Annotated in this window: 11 protein-coding genes and 1 pseudogene; 6 read left to right on the forward strand and 6 right to left on the reverse strand. The window is 63.0% G+C overall.

Features of this window, described 5'->3' with window-relative positions; translation table 11 throughout:
- Positions 1 to 286: 286 nt before the first annotated feature.
- Positions 287 to 1,068, reverse strand: a pseudogene (locus tag ACPWT1_RS07975) (Bug family tripartite tricarboxylate transporter substrate binding protein).
- Between the two features lie 15 nt (positions 1,069 to 1,083).
- Positions 1,084 to 1,254 (reverse strand): hypothetical protein, encoded by a 171-nt coding sequence (locus ACPWT1_RS07980; protein WP_427914838.1) that lies wholly within the window; start codon positions 1,252 to 1,254, stop codon positions 1,084 to 1,086.
- Positions 1,255 to 1,390: 136 nt separating this feature from the next.
- Here ACPWT1_RS07980 and ACPWT1_RS07985 point away from each other — a divergent pair, with 136 nt between their 5' ends.
- On the forward strand, positions 1,391 to 1,993 hold the full coding sequence (locus ACPWT1_RS07985; protein WP_427914839.1) for a Bug family tripartite tricarboxylate transporter substrate binding protein: 603 nt from the start codon (positions 1,391 to 1,393) through the stop codon (positions 1,991 to 1,993).
- Between the two features lie 103 nt (positions 1,994 to 2,096).
- Here the strand turns inward: ACPWT1_RS07985 and ACPWT1_RS07990 are convergent, their stop codons facing one another.
- Positions 2,097 to 2,831: a GNAT family N-acetyltransferase gene (locus ACPWT1_RS07990; protein WP_427914840.1), complete on the reverse strand. Its 735-nt coding sequence runs from the start codon at positions 2,829 to 2,831 to the stop codon at positions 2,097 to 2,099.
- A gap of 62 nt (positions 2,832 to 2,893) precedes the next feature.
- Entirely contained in the window at positions 2,894 to 4,303 is a 1,410-nt protein-coding gene (locus tag ACPWT1_RS07995; RefSeq protein ID WP_427914841.1) for a S41 family peptidase, read from the reverse strand.
- A gap of 203 nt (positions 4,304 to 4,506) precedes the next feature.
- On the opposite strand from ACPWT1_RS07995, the gene ACPWT1_RS08000 reads away from it, so the two are divergent.
- The 5 genes from ACPWT1_RS08000 to ACPWT1_RS08020 all read left to right on the forward strand — a co-directional run bounded on the left by ACPWT1_RS08000 (position 4,507) and on the right by ACPWT1_RS08020 (position 8,325).
- Positions 4,507 to 5,034, forward strand: a complete 528-nt coding sequence (locus tag ACPWT1_RS08000) for a hypothetical protein (protein WP_427914842.1) — start codon at positions 4,507 to 4,509, stop codon at positions 5,032 to 5,034.
- Positions 5,035 to 6,057: 1,023 nt separating this feature from the next.
- On the forward strand, positions 6,058 to 6,963 hold the full coding sequence (locus ACPWT1_RS08005; RefSeq protein ID WP_427914843.1) for a CsgG/HfaB family protein: 906 nt from the start codon (positions 6,058 to 6,060) through the stop codon (positions 6,961 to 6,963).
- 20 nt (positions 6,964 to 6,983) lie between these two features.
- Positions 6,984 to 7,292 carry a hypothetical protein gene (locus tag ACPWT1_RS08010; protein WP_427914844.1) on the forward strand — a complete coding sequence of 103 codons (309 nt, stop codon included), beginning with the start codon at positions 6,984 to 6,986 and terminating at the stop codon, positions 7,290 to 7,292.
- Between the two features lie 8 nt (positions 7,293 to 7,300).
- Complete coding sequence (locus ACPWT1_RS08015) at positions 7,301 to 7,675, forward strand: DUF4810 domain-containing protein (protein ID WP_427914845.1); 375 nt, start codon at positions 7,301 to 7,303, stop codon at positions 7,673 to 7,675.
- Positions 7,672 to 8,325: a DUF799 domain-containing protein gene (locus ACPWT1_RS08020; protein WP_427914846.1), complete on the forward strand. Its 654-nt coding sequence runs from the start codon at positions 7,672 to 7,674 to the stop codon at positions 8,323 to 8,325. Before ACPWT1_RS08015 ends, ACPWT1_RS08020 begins: the two co-directional genes overlap by 4 nt.
- Before the next feature lie 129 nt (positions 8,326 to 8,454).
- Here the strand turns inward: ACPWT1_RS08020 and ACPWT1_RS08025 are convergent, their stop codons facing one another.
- On the reverse strand, positions 8,455 to 9,477 hold the full coding sequence (locus tag ACPWT1_RS08025; RefSeq protein WP_427914847.1) for a threonine aldolase family protein: 1,023 nt from the start codon (positions 9,475 to 9,477) through the stop codon (positions 8,455 to 8,457).
- A gap of 203 nt (positions 9,478 to 9,680) precedes the next feature.
- Positions 9,681 to 10,697, reverse strand: a complete 1,017-nt coding sequence (locus tag ACPWT1_RS08030) for a hypothetical protein (RefSeq protein WP_427914848.1) — start codon at positions 10,695 to 10,697, stop codon at positions 9,681 to 9,683.
- Positions 10,698 to 10,965: the final 268 nt, after the last annotated feature.

Genomic DNA, 10,965 nt, shown 5'->3' on the forward strand with positions numbered 1-10,965 from the left:
GTGGTTCCCGGGCGCGTCAGCGGTCACGTACTGCGAAAGTAAGTCACATTCGCTCCGAACCTACATAGGGGATTCGCGCGGGCGATTGCGCGGCCTTTGGAGAGCTCGATTCCGCACCAAACGCGCGAACTCCAACCGGCGGAGTGTCAATCCGTTGGTCAGCGTCCGCTATCGGCCAGCAGCCATTCGACGCGCTCCACGGAGCAGCGCACGCGCAAGCGTGGAGCCTCGCTCCCCGCCTGCGATCAGGCGCGACTGGCAAACGGAGGCCTGGCACTTCGGTGAGTCACTTCTGCGGCTTTGGCAAAGTCGAGATGACCGTGGCCCAGCGCTTTGATTCGACGTCGATGAAGCTGGTGAACTGCTGCGGATCGAGGTAGGAGGGGTCTGCCTGCAGCGTGATGATCTGCTTCTGGACTTCCGGGTTGTCCATCACCGTCTTGAGGCTCTTCGCCAGCTTGTCGGTGACGGCGGGGGGAAGCCCCTTCGGAGCGAACATTCCCATCCAGGCCGGCGCGGCGTAGCCAGGCACGCCCGCCTCTGCCATGGTGGGAATCTCCGGTGCCAGCTTGGAGCGCGTGCCGCTCGTGACTGCCAGAGCCTTGAGCGAACCGTCTTGAGCTGACCGGCCACGGACGTCAGGTCGACGATCCCGACAGGGACCTGTCCGCCCATGAGATCGACCACGGCAGGAGAACTGCCCTTGTACGGCACTGCCGGCAACTTGATCGAGGCCATGCTGGCCAACAGTTCGGCGGACAGGTGGTGCGCCGTGTACTGGCCAGAATTCGCCGTCGGCACCTCGTTGGTCTTCGCCTTTTCGATGAGCGTTTGCAGGTTCGTGAAGCCTGACTTCGAACCAGCAACGAGCACGAGCGGAATGTCCGCAATTTTGGCGAGCGGCTGCAGTTGCTTTTCCGGGTTCAAGGGCGGCGCGTCGGGAAGGTGCGGCCCGATGGCGATCGCGCCCGTTGCGCCCATGCCGATGGTGTAACCATCGGGGTTCGCCTTCGCTACCAACAGAAGACCGGTTGCACCACCGGCGCCCGGCCGGTTGTCGACGATCACGCTCTGGCCCAGAACCTAGCCAAGTTCACGCGCGATCACGCGGGCAATGCCGTCGGCCGACCCGCCTGGCGAAAACGGCGCCACGATGGTCACCGTCTTGGTGGGATAGCTTTGGGCGAATGCGCCCAGGCTCGCAGAGAACAAGGCGCCTGCGATCGCGACGGTGCGGAACAGCGATTGCTTCATGAGAATGTCTCCTCTGGAAAAGTTCTGCCTTGGGTTTCAGTGCTACGTGATTCCGGCGCGCCGAAGCATCGAGTCGAAGATGAGCCGGTGGACTTCGCCATTGCCGGCCACGCGACCCTCTGGGACGGTGCGCAGGATGGATTCCGGAATCTTCCGGTTCGGACCCTGGCCGCCGTCGGAGGCCAGCTGGATTTCGCACCCTTCGCTGTTTCCGAAGAATCCGATTGATCCACAGAAGGATCTCGCGCCCATAACATTGGCCGTGAAGTCACCGCAGTACCTGGTTGCTGGACCTTCTGCGGACTTCAGCTCGGTTAAGGAATTCGTCGAGAAGGCAAAGGCCTGTCCAGGCAAGTACTCGTATGCGTCCGTCGCGACAGGCAGCGCTTCGCATCTCACCATGGAGATGTTCAAGCGCTCCGCGGGCTTCCAGGCCACTCACATTCCCTACCGCGGTGCTACGCCGGCTGTCACGGATCTTCTTGCGGGCAACGTCCACGTCGCTTTCATGGTGCCTGGCAACGTACTCCAGTTCGCCAAGCAGGGGCGCCTGAAGCTTCTCGCTTCCAGTGGTGAGAAGCGATTCCCAGGTACCCCGGACGTCCCGACGCTTGTGGAGCTCGGCTATCGCGACATGGATGCGACGGGCTGGGTGGGCCTGCTGGGCGCCGGCTGGCACCCCGAAGCCAATCATCGACCGCTACCACCGCGAGCTCGTGAAGATCCTGCGCAGGCCTGACGTCGAACCCCGCCTGCAGGACATGGAATTCGAAGTGATCGCGAGCACGCCCGAGCAGTTCGCCACATGGATCCGAAGCGAGTCGGGGAAGTGGGGGGCGTGGTCATGGCGACAGCTGCGAAAGTGGATTGAGCAGTCCGTCGGAGCATCGTGGGCACGGCTGCGGCCCTTCCGTTCTCGCATTGGCGGGGCGCTCTAGTTGCTGTCGGGCTTGGGTCAAGCCCTTCGCCGCTGCCATGCTGCGCGCGTTCGCTGTCCTGATGACACGAGATCGTTCGGATGACGGATTAGTCGCAACTTGACTCGCCAGAATGAGCGGCCCTCCGCTTCGGGCTGCTTCTGGCCGGAAGCAGACAAAGTGGGTCAGAGTCGCTTGACCAGTTGGAGGGCGGATGTGCCTGGACCCCAAAGATCTTCGAAGGTCTTCGAGCGGCTCGAAGCCGCATCGAGCGTAGAAGGCCCGGGTCTCTTGATAGGCTGCACTCGGATGACTGCTTGCCACTGTCTTGACCTGCAGCCAGCGCGTGCCGCGCACTCGCAGCCATTCCTCCAGTGCGTCCAGGAGACCCGCCCCGATCTTCTGCCCACGCAGTTGGCAGTGAACTGCCATGCAGTGCACCTCCCAAGCGTATTCAGCCTTCTGGAGCACTGTCAGAAAGCCCTTCGCATGGCCCGCTCGGCGTGCAACGAATGTAGGCAAGCGCCCCGCATCCGACGCATAGTCGAGCAGGGAGTCCTCCCGTCCGAACCAATCGGGGAGAGACCGAAGAATGCGTTCGGCCTGCGAGGCAGCAAGGCTTTCGGGGCCCGCGATTGCGACGTCTGCGCGAGTGTTCACGCGTCAACTGTCAGCGGTCGCTTCCGGCCAGAGGGGCTTTAGGGCGCTGAAGCGTCACTACTTCATCCGCGTTCGCAGGGCTTGGGCGCCTCGCCAGGGAGGCGCGCAGACACCAGCCGACGCAGCTCTGCTGCGGCAGCTGCTTCGTCCTTCGGATCAATGACGGTGTCCGGGGGGATGCGCTCCGGGACGCGCTTGCCGCAACGGTCGGCCATGTAGCCTTCTGTCAAGGTCAGCGTGTAGTCCTCATTGATCGGGTGTCCCACGTTGCCTGTTGTCAGTCCCGCAGTCGGCTCGCCCACCAGCCGCGTGCCGGGGCGGTCCCGAAAAGCGATCGCAACGGTCTCGCAGGCACTCCCGCAGCTGCTGTCGATCACCACGACGACCCGAGCAGCTGCGCGCCGGCCAGTCAGTGGCGCAGATGCCGGAACGATCACCTCTCCGGACTGGATGAGTCCCTCGGGGGCGATCGCCACCTTGTCAGAGTTCACCTGAAGTGATTCGTCCAGGAACGTCATGAGCGGACCCGGTGCGAAGAAGTCCTGGACGGCCGCCAGCATCGGATGCATCCCTCCGCCCTGATTGCCTCGCAGATCGATGACCCACGGCGTCGACGCGGGTGTGCGATCCAGGCATGCATGCGCAGCCTCGACGTAGGCACGCAGCCCGTCTTCGTACTTGAAGGAAGTCGCCGGCAGGTGCAGCGCCCACACGCCGCCTTGCCAACGATCGCACGTAGGCAGTTCGATGCTTGCGGAGGAAACCGGCGACGCGAGACGAAGAGACGTGTGCCGGTTTCCGGGCAGGCGGTCACGCAACAGCTGAACAAGCGTCGGCAAGGGATCGACATCAGAGGGGGGCTCGGGAATCGCGGCGAACGCCTCGCGCAGCTGGGGCCAGTCCACTTCGTGGCTACGGTAATAGCGCTCCTGGACCAGATCGATGATGGAAGCCAGCCGCTGCCGCATCTGCGCAGCGGGCGGCGAGCCCGTATCTGCCATCTCGAGCCGCACGTCATGAATGTGGCCGGGAGCAAGGGAGGCCCACACCACGACGCGGACTCTTGTCGCCTCGGGTGGAACCCAGAGCAGTCCCACGCACCGGGTGCGGCCGGCCACATTGTCAGGTCTGCAAAGTGCAGGGGCCGAACGCGTGCGGATCGTCGCTTGTTCGAAGACAGTCAGGAGGAACTGCATCCCGGATCGCGGTTCGTCCACAGTGCCGCTGACTCGCAGCCAACGACCATGGACGTTCTGCGCCGGCAGATCGGTGAAAGGGTTCGGGAACGTCTTGCCGACTTCACGGCCTTCCCAGGAGGAGAGCGCGGGCGCGACGGAGTCGACCTGATGCCATGTGTTCGCCGGTGCCGCGCAGGCCTGCATGCCCAAAACCACCATGGCCGCAGCGACCAGGGCGCTGCGCCCCGCCAACCCATACCGGCGCTCCAGCACGGTTCCAGCAAGACCAAACATCGTTCCCTCCCACGATCCGAGATGCCACGACTCTAGCCAAGCCGCACGCAGCCGTATGTCTCTTCTCGGCCGATAGTAGCCGTGCTTCAATCTCTGCTCCTCCTGTTAACGATGACAGGTCGCCGTCGCTGTGGCCGATGCGCCCTGACTGTTCGACCTCTAGCATCCGGCAGCCAAAAATACTGGCGGGTGAGGAGGGAAACGTGTTCAACCGACGTTTGATTGCGGCCGCATTGCGTATCGCGTTTATCACCGGCGCATGCGTCACGCATCCGCTGCACGCGCAGGTTGCCGCTCCTGAATACGGAGTGAGGCTCGAATCGGCCGCGACAGGTTCTTCTGTTCGTCGCTACAACCTCGCGCCGAGCCCGGTACCGATCAATCGAAGCTTCAGTGAGCTGTCTGCCGAGGAGCGAGACACCGTTCGACTCTGGTTCGAGTCGTTGAAGACCTCTGAAGAACCTCCTTATCCGGTGGAGGGGTTGCGTCCCATCTACGCGGCCATTTCGAAGGCGCAGCAATTCATTCTCACCTGGGGAAGACTCAAGGCGAGAGCGTGGATCGACGTCACGGGAAATGTCGATCGCATAGAGTTCTTCGAACTTCCAGATCCTCGGCTACGGGAGGTGGTGACTGCCACGCTATTCCCCATGAAATTCAAGCCGGCACTTTGCGCTGGAAGACCTTGTGAGATGGAGTTTCCGATCGACGTCACGTTCAAGTCGCCCTGAGGGGATCGCCTTCGGTGCGAGCTGAGGCGCTACAAGGCGCGTAGGCTGCTTCTGGCCGATTGCGGACTCTCCGATTGGCAGTCAGCTTGCGTGCAGAACCGCCGTCACGGTGCCGTATGCTGGAATGAATTCCTCGGAGACCATCTCAGTGCACAGGCGGAACTATTCTCTTGCACCAGGGAGCGAGTTGCTCCGGGCTGCATTTTGGAGGCGCACAACTCAGAACGAGCTGAAGGTATTGATCAAGCGGCTTGCAACGCGAGAAGAAGGCTGCCGTAAGAAGGCGTTGCCTACTCTCCGCTGGAGGAGGCGGCGCCTTGCTGCAGTGGCTGTGTACGAAGTGAGGTTCGAGCCCGCACCGCCCGTTTTCCGCGGTCGCAAGCTACCGAGCATGAGGTCGTATTACGTCCACGACGGAAAGTACGTCTGGCCGGCTAAAGGTCAGCCTGGCCGCCCAGTTGAATGGAAGTATTCACCCCCTAGGCGCCGAGTGACGGTCAAGCAAGTTGGACGTCCCCGGCGTATAGCTCCGATGCCTCGCGTTCAGGCGCCGCTCCGGCGAGCCCCGGGGAGCATTACTGTTGAGAACTGAGACGTTGAGCGCCCGCTAACGGCCAGGACCGGACTCCGGCTCGGGTATGCCTCCAACCTGCTCGGCGGCAGCCGTTGCAGTGGGGTCTCAGTGAGCCCGCGCGCGCATGCGCCAGGCGCCAAGCGGAATCAGCTGCCCTAGTTGGCCTCCAATCCTGCGGACCTTCGCTTCGCGATTCGGGGATCCCCCCATCGCACGCGTGCAACACCTCCACCCTTCGTCGCTATCCGGCGGCGACCAACTCAGCTATAACCGCAGCCGGGGAGAGCTCGAGTCGAGAAGTGAGCCACGTCGCTCGTTCCTGAAGGCGGTGCCTCCTGAATTCAAACAGCAGGAGGAGAGATGAAGATATGTGAACGCCGGACGCTCCTGGCGCTCGCGGCCGCTTCCACGGGCTTGTTGATGGCGGGTTGTGCCGTCCAGGCCCCCCGGTGGTTCCCAAGGAGGCTGCGCCCTCGGTCGCAGAACAAAAGGCCGCCCAGAAGGCCCTGCACGCGCAAGCACCGGCCAAGCCGGCGCTCAAGCGAAAGATCGCCCTCGGTCGCATGACCAATGAGACATCGTACGGCCAGTCGCTCCTTCGCGATAGCAGCGGGGACCCGCTCGGCAAGCAAGTCACCGACCTCATGAGCAAGGCGCTGACTGAGTCGGGGGCGTTCTTGGTCTTCGAGCGGCCGGATATCGGCAAGGTGGAAGCCGAGGCTCGCCTCAGCGAGACCCGTGCCAATTTGATTGGCGTCGACGCGCTCATCATCGGCTCCCTCACCGAGTTTGGCCGCAAGACGGTCGGTGCCACCGGCTTCGTATCGGCGAGCAAGCGCCAAGTGGCGTTCGCGAAAGTGGACGTGCGGGTCGTTGACGTTGCGACCGGGCAGGTGCTGTTCGCGACTTCGGGAGCCGGCGAAGCATCGACGGAAACGGCATCGACATTTGGCTTCGGGTCGCAGGCCGCCTACGACGGTACGCTCAATGACGCCGCCATCCGGCAGGCGGTCTCCGAATCGGTCAGTCGCTTGGCCGCTGACTTCAACAGTCGGCCTTGGCAGACGGCCATTCTCAAGACCGAGGCAGGAAGGGTGTTCCTTAGCGGCGGCAAGGCCCAGGGCCTTCGGCCCGGCATGCAGCTCGATGTGCTGACCGCCGGCGAACGTATCAAGTCCCCGCAGACCGGCGCCTTCATCACATTGCCTGGCCGCGCCGTCGCTCGACTGCGAATTGAAGCGTTGTTCGGCGACTCCGAACTGAATGAGGGCTCAGTTGCAAGCATCGCTTCAGGATCCATGGAGGGCTATCGCACCGACCAGCTAACCGTGCGCACACCGGAGGGCATGCAATGAGGACCGCAATTCGCCGCGGGATGTTCGTGACGTTGCTGGTCGCAGCGGTACTGGGGACGGCTTGCACGCAAATGCCGACCGAAAAGGTGGGTGTCTCCGATCTGCGGCCTCAGGTGAGCTTCAAGCTCGCGAGCCCGGATCTCGGGGCGGCGCAGGTACTCGTGGACGGCCTCGACATGGGCCAAGCCAGCCAGTACGTCGATGGTTCCGCCTCCCTGCGCCTAATCCCAGGGACACACGATCTCCAGGTCTTCTGGGGAGGACGCACCGTGCTGAGCGAGCGTTTCTACGCCGCCGACGGTGTGAACAAGTCGTTCGTCTTGAAATGAGGGGTGCCATGTTGAAGATCGTCGCGAGCGCCGCGCTGGCGCTCTCCCTGGTTGGCTGTGCCACCCAGAACAGTCTCTATCGCTGGGGCGGATACGAGCAGAACCTGTACGCCACCTACAAGGATCCGACCAAGGCCGAGGCTATGCGTATGAAGCTCGAATCGCACATCCAGGAGACCGAGAAAGCCGGCGTCAAAGTCGCCCCCGGCCTCTATGCCGAGCTCGGCACGATGTACCTGCAGTCCGGTGCGCAGCGCAAGGCTATCGACTACTACACGCTCGAGCGCAAGACATGGCCGGAGAGCACCCAGCTCATGACCGCCATGATCCAAAACTTGGAGCGGCTCGAGGCCGCCAAGCAGCACAAGGAGGCCAAGCAATGATCCGTAGCACGATGATTGCTGTCGCGCTCGCTGCACTGGCAAGCGGTTGTGCTGTGCAGCCGGCCAAGCGAGACATGAGCGCCTTCACGGCAGCGGCACCGCGGTCAATCCTGGTGGTTCCCACCATCAATCGCTCGCTGGATGTCGATGCTCCCAACTACGTGCTGGCCACGCTGCCCGTGCCTCTCGCAGAGAAGGGGTACTACGTCTTCCCCGTCAACACGGCCAAGCTGGTGCTCGAGCAGGAGGGGTTCTACGAAGCGGAGAAGATCCACCAGCAGCCTCCGGAAACGCTCGCCAAGCTATTCGGGGCAGATGCGGTGCTCTACGTCACCATCAACCGCTGGGACGCGCAGTACGCCGTGCTGGCGACCACGGTGACGGTGGACTTCGACTATCGGCTGGTAAGCAAGGCCGGCGTCGAGATCTGGAAAGAAAACAAGCAGATGCGGTACACCCCCCAGAACAACAACAACAGTGGGGCGAGCCCGCTGGCGCTGTTGATCTCGGCCGCAGTCTCTGCCGCGATCACACGCGCAGCACCCAACTACATGCCTTTGACCAAGCAGGCCAACCAGCAGGTGTTCGTCCTTGGGCCGAGCGCCATTCCCGACGGGCCGTACCGTACTGCGCTGCATCCGCAGAAATAACCTGCACGCAGCTCCGAACGCGCTCGCGATCACCTAGAAGGGCCGCCTCGAGGCGGCCGTTTTCATTCGAGCCGTCCGCTTGTGGCCGATAGGTGCCATGTCAGGTGTTCTGCAGAACCCGGGGAACGGTTATCGACCGAGCTCAAGCAATCGGCCGAACAGCTGGTGGATCTCGTCGTCGGCCAATCCGAGCGACCCTTCCCCGCAAGAGAGCTCGAACATCGACCAGCCCGGCGCGGCGGTGGCGGCCCATTTGACTGGCAACAGGATGCCCGACTCCAGCGAGAGTTGGGTCGCCGACTGTTCGAACCGGGCGCGATCGCCGCGAACGTACACATGCATCATGTTCGTCGGCGGAGGATTCGGCGTGATCTCGATGCCGTCCAACTGCGAAAGAACGGCAGCAATTTGGCGGGCGCGTTCGCAATACAGCGGGACCTTCTGCAGACGGCGCTTCAATCCCTGCCGGGCCGACAAGATCAAGGGATACTGGCTCACGAGCCGGCCGCCATGCCGCCATTGCCAGCCCCGCGCCTCGTCGATGATGTCCTTCGGTCCAGCCAAGGCAGCACCTGCGATCGCGCCGAGTACCTTGTAGAACGAGACATACACGGTCTCGAATGGCTGCGTGACCTGGTCCAACGGGATCCCGTAAAAGGGCTGCGTTTCCCACAGGCGTGCGCCATCTAGATGCATGGCGACGTCGCGCTCCTGCGTCCAGGCGGCAATCTCCTGTATTTCGTTCCAGGGCCGCACCGCGCCGCCCAGGCTGCGCTCGGGCAGCTCCATCACCAAGGCTCCGAAGCGCTCACGCACGCCGCGGAGGTCGTCGAGCGAGTACAGGCGATTGCGATCGCCGACCTGGGTCGCGTCGAGGCCGTGCAATCGTCGTGCCGCGTCGTTTTCCGAGACAACAAGGTGGCTCTGCGGATGGCAGGCGAAGGCCTTACTGCGGCGGCGTTCGCAATGGACGCGCAGCGCTGCTTGTTGCGCCATCGTCCCGCTCACCATGAACACTGCCGCCTCCTTGCCGAGGAGCTGCGCGACTTCGGCCTCGAAGGCTTCCAGCACCTCGCCGGCTCCGTAAACGTCGGAGAATTCGTCCGCGCCCGCCTCGTCTGCAACTTCGAGCAGGCGATCGCGAATGGCCATCGGCCCATGGCCGAACGACCGCTTGCATGTGCGAAGGAGCTGTTCCCGAGGGACAGGGGCCGGGGTGCGGGAAGGTGTCATGCGCCGAATTAGAGCAGCACCCGGAATGAGTGGTTAGCAGCCCGCGGCCGAAGGGAGTGAGCGGACGTCAGCGTGCGGCGCGACGACCGCTTCCGGCCAGGAGCGCACGTCGCGGACGTGCTCTACTTCTGTTCGATCTGGCGTCCGTCTACTTCTAAGTACTCCAGCTGGCCGGTCCAGCGAGCGACCATGCAGAGTGCTTTGTGAGGAGTCCCGGATCCGCTTTCAATCGACGGAGAAGATCCTCCCCATGCATAGCGGTACACCCTACTTCCCCTGTCAGAGCTTTGATCGACGGCGGGCACGCGGATCTCGGATGGACCTAAGATGCTGGTGATGGCGCTCAGGCAACGCGAGAGACTTTGCTCCGGTGTCAAAGGCGATTCCGGAGCCGCCAGTCCTTTCGCCTGCGCCAACGCACGGACGCGTTGCTTCTCGCGAGCTTCCTCGCGGGCTCCCCGATCTGCTTCAGCCCGGGCCAGGACCCGTCCCGTGGTTCTGTCAAAGTACCAGATGTCCTCCAGCTCCAGCACGAGCACGGGGCCTTCGGAGCGCCGCCGCGTGGGATTGTCAAGGGTTGGCCTGGTCGTCACGAGTCCTTGCGCCAGCATCGGCCCTCTCAGGCGGCCGACGAGCAGCGCGCTAACGGAATCCTTCGCGAGACGAGCAGCTTGAGGATCCATTTCGACCGCGGCAGCTCCCCAGCTTTGCAGGCTGATGAAGGAGCGATCCAATAACGCGAGCCCGCAGATTTCGGAAGTCACATCAGTCACGTCACGGGTGACGCCGAAGGCATTCGAGCCGACGTACTCCCTTGTTTTTCGTTTGCGTTCGTCGAGTTTGACGGCCTGACGGACCTTGAAGTCGAGAACGTTGACAGTTGGCACCGGAAGCACGGTCAGATTTGCCGTGCGCTCTTCGGCCGAGTACTTCAGAAAGGCTGACTCGAGCGGGAAAGCCAGGCGATCTCCGAGTCGCAGCTGCTTTCCGATCTGGACGTCCCCGAGTGCCGCTATGCGAGCTTGGTATTCGCTCGCCGTCTCGAACTCACTCTTGGACGTCTGCAGCTTTTCCAGTGCGCTTGCAATCGAGAAGCAATCGTGTCCGCGGTATGAAGCGGGCAATGAAGTCGCGCTCACGTCGAAGGCACCAGTGTCGAACCTTGCTGGCGGAACCTTCGTGCTCGGCTTCTGTGCTTGTGCCCATCCCCCAGGGCGGCAATCAGCAGCGCAGCGGCAACTGTTCTGAACTTCATTGGCGGTACCTCGATGGCAATCCCGCTCCGGTATACCAACGCCGGGAACTCTAGCGGCTGGTGGTTGCCTGAACGAGCTATCCGTCGTAGAGCTCATTCGGCAATCAGCGCGACTTTAGGAGCGAGGTCTGCTCCTGGCCGCAAGCCGACTT

The organism is Ramlibacter sp. MMS24-I3-19 (genome assembly GCF_050320135.1).
Classification (GTDB): Bacteria; Pseudomonadota; Gammaproteobacteria; order Burkholderiales; family Burkholderiaceae_C; genus Ramlibacter.

Excerpts from the sequence above, each read along its gene's own strand:
- ACPWT1_RS07985 (WP_427914839.1), top strand. The coding sequence starts at position 1,391 with ATGGATTCCGGAATCTTCCGGTTCGGACCCTGGCCGCCGTCGGAGGCC.
- ACPWT1_RS08010 (WP_427914844.1), top strand. The coding sequence starts at position 6,984 with ATGTTCGTGACGTTGCTGGTCGCAGCGGTACTGGGGACGGCTTGCACG.
- ACPWT1_RS07995 (WP_427914841.1), bottom strand. The coding sequence starts at position 4,303 with ATGTTTGGTCTTGCTGGAACCGTGCTGGAGCGCCGGTATGGGTTGGCG.
- ACPWT1_RS07980 (WP_427914838.1), bottom strand. The coding sequence starts at position 1,254 with ATGAAGCAATCGCTGTTCCGCACCGTCGCGATCGCAGGCGCCTTGTTC.
- ACPWT1_RS08015 (WP_427914845.1), top strand. The coding sequence starts at position 7,301 with ATGTTGAAGATCGTCGCGAGCGCCGCGCTGGCGCTCTCCCTGGTTGGC.
- ACPWT1_RS08025 (WP_427914847.1), bottom strand. The coding sequence starts at position 9,477 with ATGGCCATTCGCGATCGCCTGCTCGAAGTTGCAGACGAGGCGGGCGCG.
- ACPWT1_RS08020 (WP_427914846.1), top strand. The coding sequence starts at position 7,672 with ATGATCCGTAGCACGATGATTGCTGTCGCGCTCGCTGCACTGGCAAGC.